This is a genomic window from Streptomyces diastatochromogenes (assembly GCF_002242805.1).
Classification (GTDB): domain Bacteria; phylum Actinomycetota; class Actinomycetes; order Streptomycetales; family Streptomycetaceae; genus Streptomyces; species Streptomyces diastatochromogenes.
The window spans coordinates 109,418-132,086 of the sequence record NZ_MCGQ01000012.1 but is presented as its reverse complement, the minus strand read 5'-3'; the positions used below and the strand labels follow the sequence as shown (position 1 = coordinate 132,086).

Sequence of the window (22,669 nt, the reverse complement as noted above, 5' to 3'; positions counted from 1 at the left end):
ACGGGGGTGGGCCGGACGTTACCGCCGGTATCCCCGGGATTGAAGATGAACATGCGTCAAGTTTTGGAGTCACCAGGACCGGTGCCCGGCGGTCAACCCGGGGCGCCTTATGGGAGGGCATCGGAAATCGGATGGAGCCGGATCGCGTGTCGATACGTCTACTCGGCGACGTCGCGCGAAAGCCGTACGGCGACGCCGAAGTGACCGAAGTGCGGACGCAGGTGTGACGGAGGTGCAAGGCGATGGCCGGATTCCGAAGTCTGGCGAGACAGGTGCGCGATCCGCGGTGTGATCTGGCACTGCGACGCTACTCACTGCGCAAGTGCCTGGAGCGGTTCGCTCCTTACGGGCACCGGGCCACCTGGGACCATCTGTGCTCCCGGGCCGGTTTCGGCCCGGAGGACCGCTCCCCCGACCCGGCGCGGCTCGTGGCCGCACTGGAGGAGCTGGAGGAGGCGCGCGGCGTCTGGCTCGCCTACGAGGGCGAGTTCGCCGAGCGCCGCAAGAAGGAGAAGCACGACGGGCTGCGCCGGCCGGGCACCGTGGACGACTGGCACCGGCTGACCTGGGGCGGGTTCGGGGTCGCCTGGTGCGACGACCCACGGGTCCACCCCGACGAGCCCCTGGCCGAGGTGCTGCGCCGGCTGATCGCCGCCCTGGAGCGCGAGCCGGGCTCGGCCTGCCCGGTGTGCGGCGGTGAGCGCCTCGTGTGGAAGTACGACCTGGACCACGAGCCGTCGTCCGGCCCGGTCTGCACGGACTGCGGGATCCTCGTACCCCGGCCCGTACTCACGCCTCAGGCACTGGCGTGCGCCGGGCGGGGACGGCTGCTGATGTCGGCCTGATCTGCAGGGGGGGTGGAATCGGGGGGTGCGCAGGGGATGCCGCGCCCCTTGCCGGGACGTGCCGTCGGGCGTTGCGGGACATGCCACGGGTCGCTGTCAGTGGCGGCTGGCACCATCGAGGCATGGTGCAGGTGCAGGTGTGTCTCAACGGGCGCCACTCGGCCGCGGACGGCGTAGCGGTGCCGTTGTCTCCGCAGGAGTTGGCGCGGTCCGCCGCCGAAGCCGTCGCGGCCGGTGCCACGGAAGTCCATGTCCATCCGAAGACACCGTGCGGGCACGACAGTCTCTCCCCACGGGTGCTCGCCCCGACGCTGGAGGCGATACGGGCGCGGGTGCCGGTGCCGGTCGGGGTGACCACCGGCGCCTGGGCCGAGCCCGACCCGGCCGCCCGGCTCGACCGGGTGTTCAGCTGGTCGGTGCTGCCCGACTTCGCCTCGGTCAACTGGCATGAGCCGGGCGCCGAGGAGGTCGCGGCACAGCTGCTCGCCCTGGGGGTCGCGGTGGAGGCGGGCATCTGGTCCGGCACCGACGCTGCGGCCCGTTTCGCGGCCTCGCCGCTCGGGCCGAGGGTGCTGCGGGTGCTGGCGGAGGTGACCGACCCGGCCCCGGCGACGGCGGAGGCGTCGGCGCACCGCCTGCTCGCCGATCTCGGTGACGCACACGGCCGTCCGGTCCTGCTGCACGGCGAGGAGGGAGGTACCTGGCCGGTGCTGAGACTGGCCGGACGGCTGGGCCTCGCCACCCGCATAGGCCTGGAGGACACCCTGTTCCTGCCGGACGGTGAACGCGCCCTGTCCAATGCTCAGTTGGTGGTGGAGGGATCGGCCCAGTACGGGTGGGCCCAGCGGTCGTCGTAGGGCAGGCCGAGGAGTCCGGCACGGATCGCCAGATCGGGCTCGCCCTGGGCGCGCAGCCGAGCGGGGGCGTTCCGGGCCGGCCAGGACTGGAGTCCGGGTACGGCGGCCTTCGCGCCGTGCGGGAACCAGGTGAACGGCGCGTCGTCGACGAGCAGACGATCGAGCCACCAGTCCACGCACCGGACGAGGTGGGCGTCGGCCACGGGGTGCGCGGGCCGGCGGTCGAGCAGCGGAGTGACGGACCGGCCGATCGCGGCGCAGATCTCGAAGACCTCCTCCACCTGGTACGGCGGCTTCGGCGTGGCATGGACGTCCTGCCACCAGGCATGCACGAACTCCTCGACGGCGGTGGCCTGCTCGGCCGGCCAGGAGCGCCAGTCGACCTGACTCAGCCCGTGGTCACCCCAGCCGACACCTTCCAGCACGCCCTCGGCCATCGCCCGCACCCCCTGGGGCAACAGGCGGCGCATTCCGTTGAAGACCGTGTCGATGTTCGCGAGGGCAGCCTCAAGGGCGGTTGAGAGCAAGGGAGTTGAACCCGTCAGGACTCCGTGCGCGGCGTCTTGGCGCCAGCCGAAGATCCCGAACTTACCAGCCGCTAATCCGGTCGCTCCACCCCTTTGCGGTGCGGAGAGTGGGGGCCGATGAAACCGAGTTGAGCAACCAGGGAGTCCCGAGATGTCGACGCTCCGCGTCACCGCCGAAGTGCTGACCGTCCACGAGCATCCGAACGCCGATGCGCTCGAGCTGGCCCAGGTGGGCCTGTACCGGGCCGTCGTCGCCAAGGGTGCGTACCGCACCGGTGAGACCGCCGTCTACATCCCCGAGCAGTCCGTGCTCCCGACCGGGCTGATCGAGGAGCTGGGGCTGACCGGGCGGCTGGCGGGAAGCAACTCCGACCGGGTCAAGGCGGTGCGCCTGCGCGGTGAGCTGTCGCAGGGCATCGTGTGCCGGCCGAAGGCGCTGGCGGAGGTCGATCTGGCGCGGGCGGCTCAGGAGGGTACCGACTTCGCGGACGTGCTCGGCATCACCAAGTGGGTACCGCCGGTCCCGCCCACGATGAGCGGGGAGGTCGAGTCCGCGCCCGATCTGCTGCCCTGGGTCGACATCGAGAACATCCAGCGGTTTCCGGACATCTTCACACCGGGCGAGGCTGTGGTCCTGACCGAGAAGCTGCACGGTTCGGCGTGCCTGGTGACGTATGTCGCCGACGAGGGGCGGGTGTACGTGTCCTCCAAGGGCTTCGGGGGCAAGTCCCTGGCGCTGAAGGAGGACCCGCGGAACCTGTACTGGCGGGCGGTGCGGGGGCACGGGGTCGCCGAGGCTGCGGCGCGGCTCTGCGAGCGGCTGGGGGCGCGGCGGGTCGGCATCTTCGGGGAGGTGTACGGCGCGGGGGTGCAGGACCTCACGTACGGGGCCGACGGCCGGCGCGAGACGCTCGGGTACGCGGCGTTCGACGTATCGGCCGAGATCGACGGGACGGTGCGGTGGCTGGACGCGGCCGAGGTGCTGGAAGGGGAACTGCCCCTGGTGCCACGGCTCTTCTCCGGGCCGTACGACATCGAGCGGGTGCTGGAGTTCGCGAGCGGCCGGGAGACCGTGTCCGGGCGGGGGCTGCATCTGCGGGAGGGTGTGGTGATACGGCCTGCGGCGGAGCGGTACAGCGGGGTGACCGGGGGGCGGGCGATCGCGAAGGCGGTGAGTCCGGCGTATCTGACGCGGAAGGGTGGGACCGAGTACGAGTAGGCCACGGGTTGCCCGGTGCTGCAGCTGGGCGGGGTGGGTCGCGCGGCCCGGCGCTGACGGGATGCCGCTGCGCCCACCCGTGCCGCCCCAAGCGGCACGACTGCCCGCAGCTACGGCGGCCACGGCGGGGCGGCTGTCCGCAGCTACGCACGGCGCTATGCGGCCAACGGCGCTGCAACTCCCCAGGGGCACGGGGAACTGCGCGACAAGCCCCCACGCAGCCGCACCCGGCACATCACAGCACTCCCCACCCCAATAGCCCGGCTCAGCGCCCCTCCGTCATCAGACGCGACCCCGCCCGCCGCTCCCCGAACACATCGTCCGGGTTGGACAGGACGCACGTGTCCAAGGACAGGCACCCGCAGCCGATGCAGTCGGTGAGGTGGTCTCGCAGGCGATTGAGCTGCTTGATGCGTTCGTCCAGTTCCGAGCGCCACGTCTCCGACAGGCGGGCCCAGTCCTCGCGGGTCGGGGTGCGTTCCTCGGGGAGTTGGGCCAGGGCCTCGCGGATCGTGGACAGGGGGATGCCGACCCGTTGGGCCGCGCGGACGAAGGCGACGCGGCGGAGTGTGTCCCGGGTGTAGCGGCGCTGGTTGCCGGAGGTGCGACGGCTGGTGATGAGGCCCTTGGACTCGTAGAAGTGCAGGGCGGAGACGGCGGCGCCGCTGCGCGCGGACAGCTGGCCGACGGTCAGCTCGTGGATCTTCTCGGGAATCTGGGGCACTCCTCAGAGACTACCTACCCAGGGTGGCCACCCGGTCGGGCCGCCATCCGTTGACATCACCTCCGGACCCGACCATGCTAAGCAGTTGCTTAGACCTTGCGAGCGAGAGGCCGGGAACATGGCAGAACCGAGGACCTTCACCTCCCCCGACGAGCTGAAGGGCGCCGTGGGCGAGCAGCTGGGCCACACGGACTGGCTGGAGGTCGACCAGAAGCGGATCGACCTGTTCGCCGAGGCCACCGGGGACCACCAGTGGATCCATGTGGACCCGGAGAAGGCCGCGGCGGGGCCGTTCAAGACCACCATCGCGCACGGTTACCTGACCCTGTCGCTGCTCCCGCTCTTCGGGCCGCAGCTCATCAAGGTCGAGGGCGTGAAGATGGGCGTCAACTACGGGACCAACAAGGTCCGCTTCCCCTCCCCCGTCCCCGTCGGTTCCCGGGTGCGCGCCACCGCGACGATCACCGGCGTCGAGGACGTCCCGGGCGGGGTCCAGGTGACCGTCGCCTTCACCGTGGAGCGCGAGGGCGGCGACAAGCCGGTCTGCGTCGCGGAGTCGGTGTCCCGGTACTACCTCTGAGCCGCGGGGCGCCCTACTGGGCGCCCACCATCCGCAGCACGAGGTCGGCGTAGAGCGCGCCGACCTCCTCGGGGGTGCGCGGGCCGTCCAGGGTGAACCAGCGGGCCACGTCGATGCACAGCGACAGCACGGCGAGGGTGGTGCCCTTCACGTCGAGCACGTCGAACTCGCCGGAGGCCACACCGTCCTCGATGATGCCGCGCACCTCGGCGTCCACCTGGCGGCGCAGCGCGACGATCTCGGCGCGGGCCTCGGGGCCGAGCGCCTCGAGTTCGTACTGCACGACCCGCGCGGTGGTGCGCCGCCCGGCGTGCCAGCGGACGAAGGAGCTGACGGCGTCGGCGAGCCGCTCCGCGGCGGTGCCCTCGCGCCGGGCGGCCGTCCGCAGGATGTCCAAGGCCTTGTCGTGACCGATCCGGCTGATCCGGTGGAGCAGCTCTTCCTTGGTCTTGTAGTGGATGTAGAGCGCGGCCGGGCTCATGCCGGCGCGGCCCGCGATGTCGCGGGTCGTCGTCGCGTGGTAGCCGCGCTCGGCGAAGGCCTCCACGGCGGCGACCAGCAGCCGCCGGGCCGCGTCAGGGGTGACCTCTTCCCACGGCTCGACCTCGCCGCCGGTCGTCTCCTCCGCCGTACTCATCGCTCGCTCGCCCCTCTCGGTGACAGGAGCACCACCATACCGCCGAAGGTGAGCGCTCGCTTAGAGCGCCCGCTCAGAGCTTGCCGGCGCTTTTCACAGCTTCTCGAAGGGGTCGTGGTCGGCGAGCAGCTTCTCCAGGCGGGCCTGGTCGACGCGGCTGACGATCTGCCCGGCCTCCTGGCGGTCCCGGATCACCTTGGCGAGCGTGAAGGCGGACGTGACGAGGTAGAGGACGGCGATGGCCAGGAAGGCCCGGACCCAGGCGTCGGTCCTCAGCTGGTAGATGCCGATGGACGTGGCCGCCATGGCGATGGCGAAGGAGGCGACGGACTGGCCGTAGAACGCGGCCGTACTCTGCTGCTTGACCGGTGTGTCACTCATGGGAGCAAGCATCGGCGGACGTGGCCCGCGCCACATCCGCCGAGATACTCAGGCACGTACTCAGAACGCCGAAACCCCGGTCAGCGCACGCCCGATGAGCAGCTTCTGGATCTGGCTGGTGCCTTCGTAGAGGGTCATCACGCGGGCGTCGCGCAGGAGTTTGCCGGCCGGGTACTCGTCGATGTAGCCGTAACCGCCGAAGACCTGGAGGGCGTTGTTGGCGGCGCGGACGGCCGCCTCGGAGGCGAACAGCTTGGCCTTGGAGGACTCGACGGCGAACGGCTGCCCGCGGTCGATGAGATCGGCGACCCGCCAGGTGAGCAGCCGGGCCGCGTCCACGTCGACGGCGATGTCGCTGATCAGCTCCTGCACCAGCTGGTGGTGGGCGATGGACTTTCCGAACTGCTCGCGCTCACCGGCGTACCGCACGGCCGCGTCCAGCGCGGCCTGGGCTATGCCGACACAGCCCGCCGCCACCGACATCCGGCCCTTGGCCAGCGCGGACATGGCGACGGAGAAGCCCTTGCCCTCCTCGCCGAGCAGCGCGGAGGCGGGCACCCGGACATCCTCCAGGACCAGTTCGGCGGTGGTCTGGCCGCGCAGGCCGAGCTTGCCGTGGATGGTGCGGCGGGTCAGTCCGGGGGTGTCGGTGGGGACCAGGAAGGCGGAGACGCCCTTGTGTCCGGGGGCGTCGGTGGAGCGGGCGAAGAGCAGGACGACATCGGCCCAGGTGCCGTTCGTGATGAACATCTTGGTGCCGCTCAGGACGTACTCGTCGCCGTCGCGCACCGCGCGGGTGGTGAGGTTGCCCGCGTCGGAGCCGGTGCCGGGCTCGGTGAGGCCGAAGCAGCCGACGTACTCGCCCGCGGTCAAACCCGGCAGCCAGCGCCGCTTCTGCTCCTCGCTCCCCCAGGCCGCGATCGACTTGGCGACCAGCCCCAGGGACACGGACACGATCCCGCGGACCGACGAGTCCCCGCGCCCCAGCTCCTCGGTGACCAGGCAGTACGCCAGATGGTCGCCGCCCGAGCCGCCGTACTCCTCGTCGACGGTCAGACCGAGGAAGCCGACCTCGCCGAGCTTCTTCACGATGCCCCGGTCCACCTCCTCGGCCCGGTCCCAGGCGACCATGTGCGGGGCGATCTCGCGCTCCACGAAGTCCCGGGCGAGCTGCCGTACGGCGGCCTGCTCCGCGCTGAGCCCCAGGTTCACCACGAGATCACCCCACACCAGATGGTTCTTGAAAGCCGGACATTTAAATTAGCACTGCTAGTTTCCTGTTGCAGCCCTACTATGTGCGCCATGGCCCGACCGCGCAAGCCCCTCCTCAGCACCGACCGGATCGTCGAGACGGCACGGGAACTCGTGGACACGGAGGGCCTGGCGGCCGTCTCCACCCGGCGGCTCGCCGCCGAGCTGGGGGTGAGCGGGCCCTCGCTCTACAACCACTTCCGCACCAAGGACGAGATCCTGGAGGCGGTCGCCGACTCGGTGAGCGGTCTGGTGGACCTGTCGATGTTCGAGGACGGCCGGGACTGGCGGACCGCGCTGCACGACTGGGCGATCTCCTACCGCGCCGCCCTGCGCGACCACCCGAACATCGTCCCGGTCCTCGCCCGCGGGCCCGGCCGCCGCCCCGCCGCGCTGCGGCTGGCCGACGCGGTCTACGGCGCCATGGTCGCGGCGGGCTGGCCGCCGGCGCAGGCCACGTCCATCGGCGCGCTGATGCGGTACTTCATCATGGGCTCCGCGCTCGGCTCCTTCGCCGGGGGCTTCGTGGACGACGCGAGCGCGTACGACCCCGCCGACTATCCGCACCTCGGGCAGGCGCACCTCCTCGCCGAACAGCAGGAGAAGATCGACGAGCGGGCCTTCGACACGGGGCTGAGCGCGCTGCTGGACGGGCTGGCGCAGCAGTACGAGCAGGTACGGCAGAGCGTGTGAGGACACTTCGGCCGCTGCCGAAGTATCCGTACCGCATGCTGGGGGCATGACCGCCAAGGACTCCCGGGCCGCCGGCCTCGCCGCACTCGCCTCGCTGGTCGCCGACGAGACCCGGGCCGCGTGTCTGCTCGCGCTGCTGGACGGGCGGGCCTGGACCGCGGGCGAGCTGGCCCGGCATGCGGGGGTCGCCGCGTCCACACTGAGCGAACATCTGGGCAAGCTGGTCGGGGGCGGGCTGCTGGCCGAGGAGCGGCAGGGCCGGCACCGGTACGTCCGGCTGGCCGACGCGCGCGTGGCACAGCTCGTGGAGGACCTCGCCTCGCAGGTGCCCGCGGCGGCGGTACGGCCGCGCTCGCGCACCCTGCGGGAGGTGAGCGCGGGGTCGGCGATGGCCCGGGGGCGTACCTGTTACGACCATCTTGCCGGGCGGCTCGGGATCGCGGTTACGCATGCGCTGACTTCGCGGGGGCTGCTTCGGCAGGACACGGGGTTTGCGTTGACGGATGCGGGGGTGGAGTGGTTCGGCGCGGTGGGTATAGGCATCGACCGGTCGAGCAGGCGCCCTCTGGCCCGGGCGTGCCTCGACTGGACCGAGCGGCGACCTCACCTCGCGGGGGCGGCCGGGGCGGCGCTGTGCCGACATGCGATGGATGTGGGCTGGTGCGTCCGTATCGGCTCTGAGCGGGCCGTGAAAGTGACTCCGTCGGGGGAGCGGGCGCTATTTGAGCTGCTCGGCATCGAGGCGGCGGGGTTGTGCTGATTTCGGCTACGGGGTGGGGGGTTGTGTGGTGTGCCGGGTGCGGGTCTGTTGTGGCTGGTCGCGCAGTTCCCCGCGCCCCTAGGGGGTTGCAGCCCCGTCGGCCGCAATAGTGGGTCGCGGCCGGGGAGCCGCGACCCGAGCAGGTGGGCTGAACGTCAGAACACCACCAGCGAGCGCCCGCCCTTGCCCGCCAGCATGTTCTCGAAGGCCGCCGGGATGCCCTCCAGGGCGATCCGGTCGGTGACCAGGGCCGAGAGGTCGAGGCGGCCCTCCCGTACGTGTTCGGCGAGGAGCGGCAGGTCGCGGGCCGGGTCGGTGTTGCCGTAGACGCAGCCGGACAGGGTGCGGCCCCACTGGAAGATCTCCAGGGCGTTGAAGGTGACCTCCTGGTCCTTGCCGCCGATGCCGACGACCGTCGTACGGCCGCCCCGACGGGTGGACTCCCAGGCGGCGCGGATGGTGACCGCGCGTCCCACGCACTCGATGGAGACGTCGACGCCCTGTTTGTCGGTGAGGGCGCGGATCTCGCGGGGGGTGGTGTCGGAGGCGAGGACGAAGTCCGTGGCGCCGGCCGCGCGGGCCAGTTCCTCCTTCTCCGGGGAGACGTCGACCGCGATGATGCGGGACGCGCCCGCGATGCGCGCGGACTGGAGGGTGGCCAGGCCCACGCCGCCGACGCCGAACACCGCGACCGTCTCGTCCGGCCGGACCCGGGCCGAGTGATGGACGGCGCCGTAGCCGGTGAGGACGGCGCAGCCGAGGAGGGCCGCGTCGGTGAGCGGGACGCCCTCCGGGAGGGGCAGCACGCAGGCGGAGGCGACGACGGTCTCCTCGGCGAACGCGGCGACGTTCAGGCCGGGGTGGAGGTCGGTGCCGTCGGCGGTGCGGGCGTAGACGTCGGCTGCGCCGTTGAGCGCGTTGGCGCACAGCCAGACCTCGCCGAGCGTGCAGGCGTGGCAGGTGCCGCAGGAGGGCGCCCAGTTGAGGACCACGGGGGTCCCGGGTGAGACGTGGGTGACCCCCTCGCCCACGGCCACGACCGTTCCGGCGCCCTCGTGGCCGAGGACCACCGGGGCCGGTACCCGCAGGGTGCCGTTGGACAGGGACAGGTCGGAGTGGCAGACACCGGCGGCGGCGAGGCGGACGCGGACCTGTCCGGGTCCCGGGTCGGGCAGCTCGATCTCGGTGATCTTCAGGGGGGCGCCGATGGCGGGCAGGACGGCGGCTCGTACGGCCATGGGTCGTGGACTTCCTTAGAGCTGGAGGGACTTGGTCTGGAGGTACTCGGTGAGTCCGTGTGCACCGAGTTCCCGGCCGACGCCGGACTGCTTGTAGCCGCCGAAGGGGGCGAGGGGGTTGAACCGGCCGCCGTTGATGTCGACCTGGCCGGTGTCCATGCGCCGGGCGAAGGCGACCGCTTCGGCCTCGTCCCCGGCCCAGACGGCGCCGGCGAGGCCGTAGACGGTGCCGTTGGCGATGCGCAGGGCGTCCTCCTCGTCCTCGTAGCGCAGGATCGTGAGGACCGGGCCGAAGATCTCCTCCTGCGCGATCGTCATCTCCGGGGTGACGTCCGCGAAGACCGTCGGGCTGATGAACCAGCCGCTCTCGCGCGGGGATTCGGGGCCGCCGGCGACCAGGCGGGCGCCCTCCGCGATGCCCTTCTCGATGTAACCGCGCACACGTGCCTGGTGCTTGGCGCTGACGACCGGGCCGATGCGCTCGCCGTACTTGGCGGCGGCCGCGGCGGCCAGCTCGACGGCCTCGTCGTACCGGTCGCGGTGGACCAGCATCCGGGTCCAGGCGCTGCAGGTCTGGCCGGAGTTGGACATCACGTTGGCCACGCCCACGTTGACCGCCTTGGCGAGGTCGGCGCTCGGCAGGATGACGTTGGCGGACTTGCCGCCCAGCTCCAGCGCCACCCTCTTGACGGCCGCGCCGGCCACCGCGCCGATCTGCCGGCCGACGGCCGTGGAGCCGGTGAAGGAGACCAGGTCGACGCCCGGGTGCTCGGCGAGCGCCTGCCCGGCGACCGTACCGATGCCGGTGACGAGGTTGAACACACCGGCCGGGACGCCCGCCTCGTGCACCGCCTCGGCGAAGAGCTGGGCGGTGAGCGGGGTGTCCTCGGCGGGCTTGAGGACGAGCGTGCAGCCCGCGGCGAGCGCCGGGGCGACCTTGGCGACGATCTGGTGGAGCGGGTAGTTCCAGGGGGTGATCGCGCCGACGACGCCGATCGACTCGTGCAGGACGGTGGAGTTGCCGACCTTCTCCTCGAAGGAGTGGGTCGCGGCCAGCTCGGCGTAGGAGCCGGCGACGGCGATCGGCACGCCCGCGTGGACCGTCTGCGCGAACTGCGGCGGGGCGCCCAGTTCGGCGGTGACCGTCTCGGCGATCTCGTCCTTGCGGGCCGCGAGCACGTCCCGCAGCGCGGCCAGGCGCGCGGCCCGCTCGGCCGGGGGTGTGGCGGCCCAGGCCGGGAGGGCGGCGCGTGCGGCACGTACGGCGGTGTCCACGTCCAGGGCGGTCCCGGCCGGGACCCGGCCGATGACCTGCTCGTCGGCCGGGTTCACGACCTCGATCACGTCCTGGCCCTCGGCGGGGCGCCAGGCGCCGTCGATGTACAGGCCGTCGTGTGCCTTCATGCTGCTTCCTCCCGGCAGGGCTACGTCGTCCGGCACACAAACTAGCGGCGATAGTTTTCAGGCGCCATACGTGACCGGACGTCCCCGGGATATCAGAAGTCGACCTGCGCCCGTTCGTCCACCCTGCCCACGGACTCCTGGCCGAAAGTCTTCTCGTAGGCCCGCCGGATCTCCTCGATGCTGCGGTCGCTCCTGTCCGCCTGCCCCTGCGGGTACAGCAGGATCAGCTCGTACGACCGCTCCTTCTCGATGGTGCCGTGCGCGTCGCGCCACTGCCCGCGCCCGTTCTGCACGGTGAGCCCGTCCGGGAAGTCGGGCGTGACCTCCTTGTCGACGAAGGCCATGAACTGCCGGTCGGTGACGGCCGGACCGCCGTCCGGGCGCGCCGTGCCGAAGAAGAGCCGGGTCTCGATGTACGGCTTTCCGCGCGTGTGCGCGGTGGAGTCCGGGGTGGCGAGCGTGGCGTACGCGGTCGGGGCGGCGGCCAGCAGCAGACCGGCCGCGGTGAGGGCGGCCCGGGCGGGGGTGAGGTGGTTACGCATGCCCCATGCCTAGCGGCCTCACTCCTCCAGGTCGGGCAGCCGCGCCGGGGACGGGCAGATCCGCTCGCCGTGCTGATCGAAGACGAACAGGTGGGCTATGTCGACGAGCAGGGGCACCTGCATGCCGTGCCGGAGACGGATGTCCGGGGTGGTGCGCACGACCAGGTCGCCGGGCAGCCGGCCCTCCGGAGGCACGGGTGCCGGGCCGTCGTCCGGCGGGTCCTCCAGGACCACCACCGGCCCGGCGCGCAGGGCACCGGCCCGCTCCCTGAGCCGGTCCAGGACCGTGGGGCCCTCCCGGCGGCGGCGCCGCGCGGGGCGGCCGGACAGGCGCGGGGCCTCCAGCTCCGGTACGACGGCCGGGCTCGAACCGGTGTTGAAGTGGACGAGGACCTCGTGCCCCTGGAACTCGACATGCTCCACCAGGCCGCTGATCGGCACCTCGCCGGGCCGGGCGGCGGCGGGCTTGGCGATCCGGACCGCCTCCGAGCGCAGCCCGACGATCACCTCACGGCCCTGCTGGACGCGCAGCAGCCGGTGGTCGAGGGAGAGGGGTTCGGGCAGGCGCAGTGCCTGTCTGCCGAGGCTGATGGTCATGGCGCCGTCCAGCGGGGCGCGGACCAGGCCGCGCAGCAGGTTGATGCGCGGGGTGCCGATGAAGGCGGCGACGAAGACGTTGCGGGGCAGCGCGTACACCTCGCGCGGGCTGCCGACCTGCTGGAGCACCCCGCCGCGCAGCACCGCGACCCGGTCGCCGAGCGACATGGCCTCGGCCTGGTCGTGGGTGACGTACACCGTGGTGACGCCCAACTCGCGGGTGAGCTGGGATATTTCGGCCCTCAAGTGGTTGCGGAGCTTGGCGTCGAGGTTGGACAGCGGCTCGTCCATCAGGAAGGCGGAGGGGTGGCGGGCGATGGCCCGTCCCATGGCGACGCGCTGGCGTTCGCCGCCGGAGAGCTGGCCGGGGAAGCGGTCGAGCAGGTCCTCGATGCCGAGCATGCGGGCGGTCGCGTCCACGCGCGGGCGGGGGTCGGTGCCGGGGGCCTCGATGCGCAGCGGGAAGCCGATGTTGTCGCGGCTGGTCATGCTCGGGTAGAGGGCGAAGTTCTGGAAGACCATCGCGATGTTCCGGTCGGACGGCTGCCAGTCGTTGGCGTACTCGCCGTCGAGGAGCAGTTCGCCCTCGTCGATCTCCTCGAGACCGGCGATCATGCGCAGCACGGTGGACTTCCCGCAGCCGGAGGGGCCCAGCAGGACCAGGAACTCGCCGGGCACGATGTCCAGCGAGAGCCGGTCCACCACGCGGACGCCCCGCGCGTAGGACTTGCTCACGTCGTGCAGAGAGATGGCGCGTGTCATGACTGCTGCCCCCGGGGGCTGTGCGGAGCGCCGCTGCTCCGTGGGTCCGAAGGCCGCGTGCGGGTCGTACGAGGCCTGTGGGTCACGGAAGTTAACGGAATGCGCCGGGCCGGGGAAGACGGGACGCGGCATCGGACGCCGCGCCGCTGGCAGGGGCGGAAACGGAGGGCGGGATTCGGACCGCCCGGGTGGGCGTCGCCGTCCGCGCCGTGCGGTCGCCTCGTCGCGGTCGGGCGGTCACTTCGTCGCGGTCAGGTGGGCGAAGACCACCACGTTGCTCGTGTAGCCGGTGCGCCGGCTGAACAGGCCGCCGCAGGTGAGCACGCGCAACTCCGGGCGGCGGGCCGGGCCGTACACCTCCTTGTCGGGGAAGCCGGCCTTGTCGAAGACCTGCACCCGGTCCACGGTGTAGACGGCGGTACGGCCGTCCGCCCGCCCGGCCTCGATCAGTTTCCCGGGCTTCACCTGGGCGAGTGCGGCGAAGACGGCGGGGCCGGTCCTGGTGTCGCGGTGGCCGACGGCGATGGCGGTGCCCGACTCCCCCGGCGTGGGGCCGCCCTGGTACCAGCCGACCTCCTTCGGCCGGTCGAGCGGTGGTGTCTCCAGCTGCCGGTCCCGGTCGAGCCGTAGTCCGACGACCGGCGCGTCGATCCCGAGGGACCGGATACGCAGGGACGTCGGCCGGGACCGGGGCAGCGGGCGGGGCGGGGGAGTCGGGCGGGCCGGAGCGGGCTCCCCCTGGCTCGCACCCCGCGCGTCGGTGCGGGCGGAGCCCGGGACGGCGGCCGGGCCGCCCGCCTGGAGGGGGGCGGCCGGCCCGTCGTCCCCGCCGCACCGGACCCCCGTCGTCACCAGGACGGCCGCGAGCAGGGCCGTCCGGGTGAGGCGATAGGCGCGGGTCCGGTACCACGGCCTGCGTCTGCGCCTACGCGGCACCATGCGGACGCCGGCGGATCAGCCGGAGGTACGCCACTCCGCTGACCGCGACGAGTCCCACGGCAGCGGCTGCGGCCACGGGCGAGAAGGCACCCGAGGTGTCGACCATGCCGCCGCCGCCCGCGTGCACTCCGCCCTTGGGGCCGTCGCTGTGGTCGCCGCCGCCCTGGCCCCAGGCCGCGTCACTGCGCTGGTCGCTCTGCTGGTCGCCCTGCTTGTCGCCTTGCTTGTCGCCCTGCTTGTCGCCCTGCTGGTGGTCCTCGATCTGGCCCGGGCCCTGCACCCCGTCCTTCTTCTCGTCCTTCTTCTCGTCCTTCTTCTCGTCACGGCAGTTGACTCGGAAGACCTTCTCCTTGGTGGCACCCGACACCACCCAGGTGATCTTGTACTGCCCGTCCGCCAGCCCCAGCGGATCGGTGTGCCCGGCGCCGCCGGCGAGCTGGATCGTCCCGGTGACGGTGGCGGCGGTGGGCAGCGGCGGCTGCGGCGTGATGGTGTAACCGATGCCGGGCAGGACGTCGAAGTTGACGGCGTCGAGGTAGAACTTGCAGACCGCCGGGTCGTCCTTGGAGACGCCGTAGGGCACGCCCACGCGGTGGACCCTGATGTCGCCGTTCTCTCCCGCCGCCGAAGCGGGGGGCGCCGCCACCCACGACGCGCCCGCAGCGGCCAGGGCGGTGAGGACGACAGTGGCGCCCGCGCGGGAGCCGACGGCACGTGGGGGTGTCAGGGGGGCCATGTGCATTCCTCCGAGTTCAGACGATTTTCATACAAATCGCTCTTTCGCCTGGACTCTGCTGCACGTACACCGCGCCCCGCGGGATCGACGCCCGGCGCGCCGTCAGATATCGCTCGTGCGGCGCAATACCGAGCGGACCGAGCGTCTGGGCCGCTCTCGCGCCGCACTCCCGGGCCCTTCGGGCCGCCCGGGTGACCGCAGCGCCACCCCCGACGACAGCAGCAGCAACACCCCGAGCATCACGAACGGCGCGGCCACCCCCGCCACGCCCGCGACCAGGCCCGCGGCGGCCGGTGCGGCGACCTGGCCGAGCCGGTTGCCGGTCAGCCGCAGCGCGAGGGCGGTGGAGCGGGCGCCCTCCGGGGCGGCCTGGACGACCGTCGTCATGGACAGCGGCTGCCCGACACCGAGACAGAAGCCGAGGACGATGAGCATGAGTCCGAGCACCCACACCGGCACCGGCAGGGCGACCCCCGCGCACAGGACGGCCGCCAGGAAGCAGGTCACGGTCAGCAGCGCGGGCCGGCCGAGCAGCCGGAGCAGCGGGGTGAGGACGAGACGGCAGGCGATGGTGGCCCCGGCCCGCAGGCTGAGCAGGACGCCGATCACCGAGGGGGCGATGCCCCGGTGCTCGCCGACCACCGGGAGGTAGGCGGTGAGGATGTCGGTGGCGGACAGCACGGAGAGGCTGATGAGCATGCCCGCGGGCACGCCCCGGGCGCGCAGGATCCCCCCGACCGGCACCCGGCCGCCTTGCGGGGAACGGGAGTCGACGGCCGTACGGTCCTCGATGCGCCACAGCGAGGCGAACGCGACGGCGCCGCCCGCGCCCGCCACCACGAGCGCCAGCGCGCTGCTGCCCGCCATGTCGGGGCCGCCGATCAGGGCGCCCGCGGCGACCGGGCCGATGAGCTGGCCGAGGGAGGCGCCGATGGTGAAGTGCCCGAAGTTGCGGTCCTGTTCGTGCCGCGCGGACTGGCGGGCCACCAGGGACTGGGCACCGATCACGAAGCAGAGGTGGCCGAGCCCCATCACCCCGCTCCACAGGGCCATCGCCCAGAGGGAGTTCACCAGTCCGCTCAGGACGCAGCCGCCGGAGATCAGGACCACGCCCACCGGGAGCAGCGGGGCGCAGCGGCCGTGATCGGTACGGCGGCCGAGCGGTACGGCGGCGAAGAGCGGGAGCAGGGCGTACACACCCGCGATGACGCCGACCGCCCGCTCGTCGGCGCCCAGCGCGAGGGCCCGGTAGGAGACGGCGGGGCGGGCCATCGACACCGCCCCCTGCGCGAAGCCGAAGGCGATGACGAGGCGGAGCAGCCAGCCGCGGTTCCCACCGGGCGCCATGGACGTGTCCTCCTTGGGAGATCAGATGATGCCGAAGAGGATCCCGGCCCCGAGCACCACGAGGGAGGTCAGGGCGGCCCACTTCACGACGAACCGGGTGTGGTCGCCGAACTCGACCTTGGCCATGCCGACCAGGACGTACACGGCCGGGACCAGCGGGCTGGACATGTGCAGCGGCTGGCCGACGAGCGAGGCGCGGGCGATCTCCAGCGAGGAGACGCCGTGCGCCTGGCCCGCCTCGGCGAGCACCGGCAGGATGCCGAAGTAGAAGCCGTCGTTGGACATGAAGTACGTGAGCGGGATGCTCAGCACGCCGGTGACGAAGGCCATGTGCGGGCCCATGCCGTCCGGGATGTTGTCCACGAGCCACGTGGCCATGTGGTCGACCATGCCGGTGCCCTGCAGGACGCCGGTGAAGACGGCGGCGGCGAAGACCATGCCGGAGACGTTGAGGACGTTCTCGGCGTGCGCGCCCAGGCGGGCCCTCTGGTCCGGCATGTGCGGGAAGTTGACGGTCAGCGCGAGCGCGGCGCCGAGCAGGAACAGCACCGGGATCGGCAGCCACTCCATGATCATGGCGGTGAGCAGGGCGACCGTGAGCAGCGCGTTGAACCAGTAGAGCCTGGGGCGCAGGGTGGGGCGGTGGGGGTCGAGGCCCTGGAAGCCCTCGTCCTGCGGCTCGTCGGGCAGGTCCGCGCCGGTGCCGGATCCGCCGGTGGTCTTGGTGCCCTTGCCGGTACCCGCACCGACCAGCACAGTCTCCGTCTCCTCCACCAGCACCTCGTCCAGCGTCAGTACACCGAGCCGCTTGCGCTCGCGGCGGCCGAGGACGTAGGCGAGGGCGAAGACGAACAGCAGGCCCATGGCCAGGGCCGGGATCATCGGCACGAAGATGTCGCTGGCGTCCAGCTTCAGCGCGGTCGCGGCCCGGGCGGTCGGACCGCCCCACGGCAGCGTGTTCATCACGCCGTTGGCCATGGCGGCCACACCGGTCATCACGACCATGCTCATCTTCAGGCGCTTGTACAGCGGGTACATCGCCGAGACCGTGATCATGAAGGTGGTCGAGCCGTCGCCGTCGAGCGACACGATCGCGGCGAGGACGGCCGTACCGACGACGATCCGCAGCGGATCGGCCTTGCAGAACCTCAGGATCGCCCGGACGATCGGGTCGAAGAGGCCGACGTCGATCATCACACCGAAGTAGACGATCGCGAACATGAGCATCGCCGCGGTGGGGGCGAGGCCGGTGACGCCGTCGATGACGTAGTCGCCGAGCTTGGCGCCCTTTCCGACGAAGACGCAGAACAGTGCCGGGATCAGCACGAGCGCCGCGATCGGCGACATCTTCTTCAGCATGATCAGGACCAGGAAGGTCGCGATCATGGCGAAGCCGAGGATGGTCAACATGAGTGGATACCTAACGTTCGCCCTTGAACATCCCACCGGGGGCTGGCGGTGCGACGACGTTAGGTCGCGTCAAACGGCGTTAACAAGACGTTGACACGCGAGCAATAAGCGCAAAACTCCAGGTCACAGCCGTGCGGCGAGCGCGGCGACCTCGACGGGTACTCCGTTGAGGACCGCGTTGCCCGACAGCGGGTCGAGCAGGCTGCCGTCGAGGAGCTGGTTGACGTTGACTCCGGGCTCCCGGACCGCGTGGCTCATCCGGGTCCCGGGGCGGTCGTGGCCCCAGCCGTGCGGCAGGCTCACCACGCCCGGCCGGACGCCGTCGGTGACCTCGGCGGGGGCGACCACCTCTCCCCCGGCCCCCTTCACGCGTACGTCCGCCCCGTCCCGCACGCCCAGGCGCTCCGCGTCCTCGGGGTGGATGTGGAGGGTGCAGCGGTTGCTGCCGCCGGTGAGGGCGGGCACGTTGTGCATCCAGCTGTTGTTGGAGCGCAGATGGCGGCGGCCGACGAGGACGAGCCCCGCGGGCCGCTCGCGCAGGGCCGCCCGGAGCCGGGGCAGGTCGCCGGCGATCGGCTCGGGCAGCAGCTCCACCTTGCCGCTCACGGTCTTCAGCGGCTGCGGCAGCCGGGGCCGCAGCGGGCCGAGGTCGATGCCGTGCGGGTGGGCGAGCAGCCGGTCCAGGGTCAGCCCGTCGGGTCGTACGCCGAACCCGTCGCCGTAGGGGCCGAGGCGCAGCATCAGGTCGAGCCGGCGCTCGGGGCCGGTGTCCCCGGTGAGCTGTGCGGCGAGTTCCTTCGGGTCGCGGCCGTGCACCGGGGAGTGGGACTCCTGGACGGCCTTGCCGAGGGTCTGCTCGATCACCATCGCGTCCACCGCGCCGGGGTCGGCGCCGTGCATGCCGATCGCGGCCAGGGTCAGCCGGGCGAGGATCTCGGTCTCGGCCATGCGGCCGGGTTCGAGGGGGACGGCGGGGCGGCTGTAGCGGACCTGGTTGCGGACGGCAAGGGTGTTGAAGGCGAAGTCGTGGTGCGGGCTCTGCGAAGGCGGCGGCGGGGGCAGTACGACGTCGGCGTGGCGGGAGGTCTCGTTGAGGTAGGGGTCGACGCTGACCATGAAGTCCAGCGAGTCCAGGGCCTTGTCGAGGCGCCGGCCGTCGGGCGCGGACAGCACCGGGTTGGCCGCGACCACGACGAGCGCGCGGATCGGCTCGCCCGCCTCGGTGGCGGTGTCGATCTCCTCGGCGAGCGCGGAGAGCGGCAACTCGCCCTTGGCCTCGGGCAGGTGCCGTACCCGGGAGTGCCAGCGGCCGAGCGCGAAGCCGTGTCCGGGGCCCGCCGGGCGGGGTGTCTTGTCGGTGGCGGCCTGCGGGAACAGGGCGCCGCCCGGCCGGTCCAGGTTGCCGGTGAGGATGTTGAGGACGTCGACGAGCCAGCTGGCCAGGGTGCCGTGCGGGACGGTGCAGCTGCCGATGCGGGCGTAGACGGCGGCGGTGGGGGCGGCGGCGAGTTCGCGGGCGAGGGTGCGGATGAGACCGGCGTCGACGTCGCATGCCTCGGCGACGGCTTCGGGGGTGAACTCGCGCAGGGCGTCCCGGAGTTCGGGCAGCCCTTGGATGTGCGGGGCGAGGTCCCCGAGGTCGACCAGGCCCTCCTCGAACAGCACCGTGGCCATCGCGGCGAGCAGCAGGGCGTCGGCGCCGGGCCGGATGGCGATGTGCCGGTCGGCGAGCTTCGCGGTGCGGGTGCGGCGCGGGTCCACGACGGTGAGCCGGCCGCCGCGGGCCTTGAGGGCCTTGAGCTTGCCGGGGAAGTCGGGCGCGGTACACAGACTGCCGTTGGACTCCAGGGGGTTGGCGCCGATGAGGAGCAGATGGCCGGTGTGGTCGAGGTCCGGCACCGGGATGCCGTGGGCGTCGCCGAAGAGCAGCCCGCTGGAGACGTGCTTGGGCATCTGGTCGACCGTGGAGGCGGTGAACAGGCTGCGGGTGCGCAGCGCGCCGAGCAGCACCGGCGGGTAGAGGGCGCCGGCCATGGTGTGCACGTTGGGGTTGCCGAGGACGACGCCGAGGGCGTCGGGGCCGTACCGCTCCACCACCGGGCGCAGGCCCGTGGCGACCGCGTCGAAGGCCTCCTCCCAGGTGGCCTCGCGCAGGGTGCCGTTCTCCCGGACGAGCGGGGTGCGCAGCCGGTCGGGGTCGCCGTCGACGGCGCCGAAGGAGGCGCCCTTGGGGCAGATGAACCCCTGGCTGAAGACGTCCTCGCGGTCGCCGCGGGCGCCGGTGACACGGGTGCCCTCGATGGTGAGGGTCAGCCCGCAGGTCGCCTCGCACAGGGGGCAGATTCGCAGGGCGGTGCGGGACACGGGTCCTCCCGGAGGGTCGGCGGCGGTGCCGGGCGAGCACAGGCGGGCTCGCGGCCGAGCATACCGACCGGTAGGCATGGAGGGGAGCCCTCTGTCGCCCCGGGGACCGCCGGGCTCAGTCGAGCACGCGCGCCAGATACGCCCGCAGCAGCTCGCGCGTCTCATGGATGATCGCCTCGTCGCCCTGGGGGTCGATCCGGAAGGCCAGGGCAACGAGGGTGTCCGCGCTCTCCACGGCGACCAGGAAGACGCGCCGCAGCTCGTCGTCCGGGGCGCGGCCGAGGTAGCCGGAGAGCAGGTCGGTGAGGCGGTCGGCGACCCGGGTGTTGGGCTCGGCCTGGCGGACGCCGACCGGGATCTGGTTGCCGAAGTCCACGAGGGAGAAGCCGGGTGCGGTGCGCTTCATGCTCAGGTACTCGTCGAGCACGGCGTCCATGGCACCCCGCCAGTCGCCCCGCCGCGCCTCCTTGAGCCGCTGGGTGACGCGCTCGGTGTACCGCTCCAGGTTGCGCTGGGCGAGGGCGTCGGCCATCTGCCGCTTGTTGCCGAAGAAGCGGTAGACCGAGCCGATGGGCACTCCGGCGCGCAGGGCCACCGCGCGGGTGCTCAGCGCGTCGTAACCGACCTCGTCGAGGAGGTCGGCGCAGGCGTCCAGGATCCTGGTCAGCCGTTCGGCGCTGCGCCGCTGGACGGGCGCGCGGCGAAGCGATGTCGCGTGGGGCACGGACTTCATGATGCCTTTCCGCCGGGGTCCGGTGAACCTCGCCCCCCAGTACGGAAAAGGGTGCCTCTTGCACTCATCGGCGGGTCGCACTCATCGGCCGGAGGTCTCCACGCCGGACGCCGTGATGTCGGCGGTGCTCTCGACCGGCTTGCCGTGCACGGCCCACACCGTGCCGTCGTCGGCGTACAGGCGGGCGGTGACGTGGTGGGTGCCGTGCGGGACCAGGCGGGGAGCCAGGTGGTACTCGGGTGCGCGCAGCCGGGTCACCGGGCGGCCATCGACGAAGAGGTACGCGAGCCCGTGCCCGGGGTCCGCCTTCCACCGCGCGCCGGCGGGCGAGAACCGGAAGTGGCGCAGCGTCAGCCGCACGTCCCAGCCGCCGCCGGCGTCCGGGGTCACCTCGACACCGACCTCCGGCGCGTCCTTCTTGGCGACCTCGCGCAGATGCCGGCCGGTCTCGTCCGTGTCGTCCAGGACCTTGCCCACCGGCGAGGGCGAGACGGCACCGGCGCCCCCGTGCGCCTCGCCGGTCCCGCAGCCCTGCGCCCCGAGCGGCAGCAGGGCGCAGACCACGAGCCCGATGACAGTTCTGCGCGTCCACGACATGCCCCGGAGGTTAGTGAAACGCTCCGCCACCCGAATCCCCCTGAAGTCTGGTTCCGGCCCTACCCCGGAGGGAGGACGACGACCCTAGGCGGAGGGAGGACGGCCCGAGGCCCTCTTGCGTCCGCCCCCGCTCATTCCTACGGTGATGCATAGGAATGAGGAGCGCAAGGGAGCGATCATGAGCGGGGACGCACGGAAGACCGCCGAGGGACTGTCGTATCTGTCCGGGTTCGGCAACGAACACGCCTCGGAGGCGGTGCCGGGCGCCCTGCCCGAGGGCCGCAACTCGCCGCAGCGCGCGCCGCTCGGCCTGTACCCGGAGCAGCTGAGCGGTACGGCGTTCACCGAGCCGCGGGCGCACAACCGCCGCTCCTGGCTGTACCGGATCCGCCCGTCGGCCGCGCACCCGGCATTCACCCGTACCGGCAACGGCGCGATCCATACGGCTCCCTTCACCGAGACGGTGCCCGACCCCAACCGGCTGCGCTGGAACCCGCTGCCCGAGCCGCCGGCCGGCACGGATTTCCTGGCGGGCCTGTGGACCCTGGGTGGCAACGGCGACGCGACCCAGCGCACCGGCATGGCCGTGCACCTGTACCACGCCAACTCCTCGATGGAGCGGGTCTTCTCCGACGCCGACGGGGAGCTGCTGATCGTGCCGGAGCGCGGCGGGCTGCTGCTGCACACCGAGTTCGGCAGGCTCCATGTGGAACCGGCCCATGTGGCGCTGATCCCGCGTGGGGTGCGCTTCCGTGTGGAGCTGCTGGACGAGTCTGCGCGCGGCTATGTGTGCGAGAACTATGGGGCGCCGTTCCAGCTCCCCGACCTCGGACCCATCGGCGCCAACGGTCTCGCCAACGCCCGGGACTTCCAGGCACCGGTCGCCGCGTACGAGGACATGGAGGGCCCGGTGGAGGTGGTGAACAAGTTCTGCGGCAACCTCTGGTCGGCCACCTACGACCACTCCCCCCTCGATGTGGTCGCCTGGCACGGCAACCATGTGCCGTATATCTACGATCTGCGCCGTTTCAATGTGATCGGCACCATCTCGTACGACCACCCGGACCCCTCCATCTTCACGGTCCTGACCTCCCCGTCGGACACCCCGGGCCTGGCCGGCGTCGACTTCGTGGTCTTCGCGCCGCGCTGGCTGGTGGGCGAGGACACCTTCCGGCCGCCGTACTTCCACCGGAACGTGATGAGCGAGTACATGGGGCTCGTCGAGGGCGCCTACGACGCCAAGGCGGAGGGCTTCGTGCCGGGCGGCGGCTCGCTGCACAACATGATGTCGGCGCACGGCCCGGACCGGGAGACCTTCGACAAGGCCAGCGCCGCGGAGCTGAGGCCGCAGAAGATCGACGACGGGCTCGCGTTCATGTTCGAGACGCGCTGGCCGGTGACGCTCGCCCCGCACGCGGCCGAGGCGGACCACCTCCAGCAGGGGTACGACGACGTGTGGCGGGGACTCGAACGTCACTTCCGCGCGCTGTGACGCCCGCGTTGCACTGAACGTTCTTCAACAGGTA

23 protein-coding genes are annotated in these 22,669 nt (G+C 72.1%); 7 read left to right on the top strand and 16 right to left on the bottom strand.

Annotated elements, in window-relative coordinates; translation table 11 throughout:
• The first annotated feature begins 242 nt into the window (after nt 1-242).
• Together BEK98_RS13625 and BEK98_RS13620 are read left to right on the top strand one after the other, a co-directional pair.
• A complete protein-coding gene (locus BEK98_RS13625) occupies nt 243-845 on the top strand; it encodes a hypothetical protein (RefSeq protein ID WP_094216756.1) in 603 nt (200 codons plus the stop codon).
• A gap of 122 nt (nt 846-967) precedes the next feature.
• Nucleotides 968-1,702 (top strand): 3-keto-5-aminohexanoate cleavage protein, encoded by a 735-nt coding sequence (locus tag BEK98_RS13620; protein ID WP_167444154.1) that lies wholly within the window; start codon nt 968-970, stop codon nt 1,700-1,702.
• Here BEK98_RS13620 and BEK98_RS13615 read toward each other — a convergent pair.
• Nucleotides 1,648-2,229, bottom strand: coding sequence for a hypothetical protein (locus BEK98_RS13615; RefSeq protein WP_094216755.1), 582 nt, complete (start codon nt 2,227-2,229; stop codon nt 1,648-1,650). The two genes, BEK98_RS13620 and BEK98_RS13615, sit on opposite strands and share 55 nt — an antisense overlap.
• Before the next feature lie 151 nt (nt 2,230-2,380).
• On the opposite strand from BEK98_RS13615, the gene BEK98_RS13610 reads away from it, so the two are divergent.
• A complete protein-coding gene (locus BEK98_RS13610) occupies nt 2,381-3,448 on the top strand; it encodes an RNA ligase (ATP) (protein WP_094216754.1) in 1,068 nt (355 codons plus the stop codon).
• A gap of 265 nt (nt 3,449-3,713) precedes the next feature.
• Here BEK98_RS13610 and soxR read toward each other — a convergent pair whose 3' ends face one another.
• A complete protein-coding gene (gene soxR / locus BEK98_RS13605; RefSeq protein ID WP_094216753.1) occupies nt 3,714-4,172 on the bottom strand; it encodes a redox-sensitive transcriptional activator SoxR in 459 nt (152 codons plus the stop codon).
• A gap of 118 nt (nt 4,173-4,290) precedes the next feature.
• Between soxR and BEK98_RS13600 the strand changes: the two genes are divergently transcribed.
• Nucleotides 4,291-4,752 carry a MaoC family dehydratase gene (locus BEK98_RS13600; RefSeq protein ID WP_094216752.1) on the top strand — a complete coding sequence of 154 codons (462 nt, stop codon included), beginning with the start codon at nt 4,291-4,293 and terminating at the stop codon, nt 4,750-4,752.
• A 13-nt stretch (nt 4,753-4,765) separates the two neighbouring features.
• Here the strand turns inward: BEK98_RS13600 and BEK98_RS13595 are convergent, their stop codons facing one another.
• The 3 genes from BEK98_RS13595 to BEK98_RS13585 all read right to left on the bottom strand — a co-directional run bounded on the left by BEK98_RS13595 (nt 4,766) and on the right by BEK98_RS13585 (nt 6,982).
• On the bottom strand, nt 4,766-5,389 hold the full coding sequence (locus tag BEK98_RS13595) for a TetR/AcrR family transcriptional regulator (RefSeq protein ID WP_094216751.1): 624 nt from the start codon (nt 5,387-5,389) through the stop codon (nt 4,766-4,768).
• A 93-nt stretch (nt 5,390-5,482) separates the two neighbouring features.
• Complete coding sequence (locus BEK98_RS13590) at nt 5,483-5,770, bottom strand: YiaA/YiaB family inner membrane protein (RefSeq protein ID WP_094216750.1); 288 nt, start codon at nt 5,768-5,770, stop codon at nt 5,483-5,485.
• Nucleotides 5,771-5,830: 60 nt separating this feature from the next.
• Entirely contained in the window at nt 5,831-6,982 is a 1,152-nt protein-coding gene (locus BEK98_RS13585) for an acyl-CoA dehydrogenase family protein (protein ID WP_094216939.1), read from the bottom strand.
• A 90-nt stretch (nt 6,983-7,072) separates the two neighbouring features.
• Here BEK98_RS13585 and BEK98_RS13580 point away from each other — a divergent pair, with 90 nt between their 5' ends.
• Both BEK98_RS13580 and BEK98_RS13575 read left to right on the top strand, forming a co-directional pair.
• On the top strand, nt 7,073-7,714 hold the full coding sequence (locus BEK98_RS13580) for a TetR/AcrR family transcriptional regulator (protein ID WP_094216749.1): 642 nt from the start codon (nt 7,073-7,075) through the stop codon (nt 7,712-7,714).
• Between the two features lie 46 nt (nt 7,715-7,760).
• On the top strand, nt 7,761-8,474 hold the full coding sequence (locus tag BEK98_RS13575; RefSeq protein ID WP_094216748.1) for an ArsR/SmtB family transcription factor: 714 nt from the start codon (nt 7,761-7,763) through the stop codon (nt 8,472-8,474).
• 155 nt (nt 8,475-8,629) lie between these two features.
• Here BEK98_RS13575 and BEK98_RS13570 read toward each other — a convergent pair whose 3' ends face one another.
• From BEK98_RS13570 to BEK98_RS13520, 11 genes are all read right to left on the bottom strand, one after another.
• Nucleotides 8,630-9,712 carry a Zn-dependent alcohol dehydrogenase gene (locus BEK98_RS13570; protein WP_094216747.1) on the bottom strand — a complete coding sequence of 361 codons (1,083 nt, stop codon included), beginning with the start codon at nt 9,710-9,712 and terminating at the stop codon, nt 8,630-8,632.
• Between the two features lie 15 nt (nt 9,713-9,727).
• Complete coding sequence (locus tag BEK98_RS13565) at nt 9,728-11,116, bottom strand: aldehyde dehydrogenase family protein (RefSeq protein ID WP_094216746.1); 1,389 nt, start codon at nt 11,114-11,116, stop codon at nt 9,728-9,730.
• 92 nt (nt 11,117-11,208) lie between these two features.
• A complete protein-coding gene (locus BEK98_RS13560; protein WP_094216745.1) occupies nt 11,209-11,658 on the bottom strand; it encodes a DUF3574 domain-containing protein in 450 nt (149 codons plus the stop codon).
• Nucleotides 11,659-11,676: 18 nt separating this feature from the next.
• On the bottom strand, nt 11,677-13,017 hold the full coding sequence (locus BEK98_RS13555; protein WP_094216744.1) for an ABC transporter ATP-binding protein: 1,341 nt from the start codon (nt 13,015-13,017) through the stop codon (nt 11,677-11,679).
• A gap of 237 nt (nt 13,018-13,254) precedes the next feature.
• A complete protein-coding gene (locus BEK98_RS13550; RefSeq protein WP_094216743.1) occupies nt 13,255-13,956 on the bottom strand; it encodes a class F sortase in 702 nt (233 codons plus the stop codon).
• Nucleotides 13,943-14,692, bottom strand: a complete 750-nt coding sequence (locus BEK98_RS13545) for a hypothetical protein (RefSeq protein ID WP_094216742.1) — start codon at nt 14,690-14,692, stop codon at nt 13,943-13,945. The genes BEK98_RS13550 and BEK98_RS13545 overlap by 14 nt, the downstream gene beginning before the upstream one ends.
• Nucleotides 14,693-14,794: 102 nt before the next feature.
• Entirely contained in the window at nt 14,795-16,039 is a 1,245-nt protein-coding gene (locus BEK98_RS13540; protein ID WP_094216741.1) for an MFS transporter, read from the bottom strand.
• A gap of 21 nt (nt 16,040-16,060) precedes the next feature.
• Nucleotides 16,061-17,449, bottom strand: coding sequence for a CitMHS family transporter (locus BEK98_RS13535; protein ID WP_094216740.1), 1,389 nt, complete (start codon nt 17,447-17,449; stop codon nt 16,061-16,063).
• A 123-nt stretch (nt 17,450-17,572) separates the two neighbouring features.
• On the bottom strand, nt 17,573-19,813 hold the full coding sequence (locus BEK98_RS13530; protein ID WP_094216739.1) for a molybdopterin oxidoreductase family protein: 2,241 nt from the start codon (nt 19,811-19,813) through the stop codon (nt 17,573-17,575).
• 115 nt (nt 19,814-19,928) lie between these two features.
• The gene (locus BEK98_RS13525) at nt 19,929-20,546 is read right to left on the bottom strand and encodes a TetR/AcrR family transcriptional regulator (protein WP_094216738.1); all 618 of its coding nucleotides are present in this window, start codon (nt 20,544-20,546) and stop codon (nt 19,929-19,931) included.
• A gap of 81 nt (nt 20,547-20,627) precedes the next feature.
• The gene (locus BEK98_RS13520; RefSeq protein WP_094216737.1) at nt 20,628-21,143 is read right to left on the bottom strand and encodes a hypothetical protein; all 516 of its coding nucleotides are present in this window, start codon (nt 21,141-21,143) and stop codon (nt 20,628-20,630) included.
• A 178-nt stretch (nt 21,144-21,321) separates the two neighbouring features.
• On the opposite strand from BEK98_RS13520, the gene hmgA reads away from it, so the two are divergent.
• On the top strand, nt 21,322-22,635 hold the full coding sequence (hmgA, locus tag BEK98_RS13515) for a homogentisate 1,2-dioxygenase (protein ID WP_094216736.1): 1,314 nt from the start codon (nt 21,322-21,324) through the stop codon (nt 22,633-22,635).
• Nucleotides 22,636-22,669: the final 34 nt, after the last annotated feature.

What these genes read in the sequence shown, in the direction of transcription:
- BEK98_RS13625 (WP_094216756.1), top strand. Translation starts at nt 243, where the DNA reads ATGGCCGGATTCCGAAGTCTGGCGAGACAGGTGCGCGATCCGCGGTGT.
- BEK98_RS13620 (WP_167444154.1), top strand. Translation starts at nt 968, where the DNA reads ATGGTGCAGGTGCAGGTGTGTCTCAACGGGCGCCACTCGGCCGCGGAC.
- BEK98_RS13610 (WP_094216754.1), top strand. Translation starts at nt 2,381, where the DNA reads ATGTCGACGCTCCGCGTCACCGCCGAAGTGCTGACCGTCCACGAGCAT.
- BEK98_RS13600 (WP_094216752.1), top strand. Translation starts at nt 4,291, where the DNA reads ATGGCAGAACCGAGGACCTTCACCTCCCCCGACGAGCTGAAGGGCGCC.
- BEK98_RS13595 (WP_094216751.1), bottom strand. Translation starts at nt 5,389, where the DNA reads ATGAGTACGGCGGAGGAGACGACCGGCGGCGAGGTCGAGCCGTGGGAA.
- BEK98_RS13590 (WP_094216750.1), bottom strand. Translation starts at nt 5,770, where the DNA reads ATGAGTGACACACCGGTCAAGCAGCAGAGTACGGCCGCGTTCTACGGC.
- BEK98_RS13580 (WP_094216749.1), top strand. Translation starts at nt 7,073, where the DNA reads ATGGCCCGACCGCGCAAGCCCCTCCTCAGCACCGACCGGATCGTCGAG.
- BEK98_RS13575 (WP_094216748.1), top strand. Translation starts at nt 7,761, where the DNA reads ATGACCGCCAAGGACTCCCGGGCCGCCGGCCTCGCCGCACTCGCCTCG.
- BEK98_RS13570 (WP_094216747.1), bottom strand. Translation starts at nt 9,712, where the DNA reads ATGGCCGTACGAGCCGCCGTCCTGCCCGCCATCGGCGCCCCCCTGAAG.
- BEK98_RS13565 (WP_094216746.1), bottom strand. Translation starts at nt 11,116, where the DNA reads ATGAAGGCACACGACGGCCTGTACATCGACGGCGCCTGGCGCCCCGCC.
- BEK98_RS13560 (WP_094216745.1), bottom strand. Translation starts at nt 11,658, where the DNA reads ATGCGTAACCACCTCACCCCCGCCCGGGCCGCCCTCACCGCGGCCGGT.
- BEK98_RS13555 (WP_094216744.1), bottom strand. Translation starts at nt 13,017, where the DNA reads ATGACACGCGCCATCTCTCTGCACGACGTGAGCAAGTCCTACGCGCGG.
- BEK98_RS13550 (WP_094216743.1), bottom strand. Translation starts at nt 13,956, where the DNA reads ATGGTGCCGCGTAGGCGCAGACGCAGGCCGTGGTACCGGACCCGCGCC.
- BEK98_RS13545 (WP_094216742.1), bottom strand. Translation starts at nt 14,692, where the DNA reads ATGGCCCCCCTGACACCCCCACGTGCCGTCGGCTCCCGCGCGGGCGCC.
- BEK98_RS13540 (WP_094216741.1), bottom strand. Translation starts at nt 16,039, where the DNA reads ATGGCGCCCGGTGGGAACCGCGGCTGGCTGCTCCGCCTCGTCATCGCC.
- BEK98_RS13535 (WP_094216740.1), bottom strand. Translation starts at nt 17,449, where the DNA reads ATGTTGACCATCCTCGGCTTCGCCATGATCGCGACCTTCCTGGTCCTG.
- BEK98_RS13525 (WP_094216738.1), bottom strand. Translation starts at nt 20,546, where the DNA reads ATGAAGTCCGTGCCCCACGCGACATCGCTTCGCCGCGCGCCCGTCCAG.
- BEK98_RS13520 (WP_094216737.1), bottom strand. Translation starts at nt 21,143, where the DNA reads ATGTCGTGGACGCGCAGAACTGTCATCGGGCTCGTGGTCTGCGCCCTG.
- hmgA (WP_094216736.1), top strand. Translation starts at nt 21,322, where the DNA reads ATGAGCGGGGACGCACGGAAGACCGCCGAGGGACTGTCGTATCTGTCC.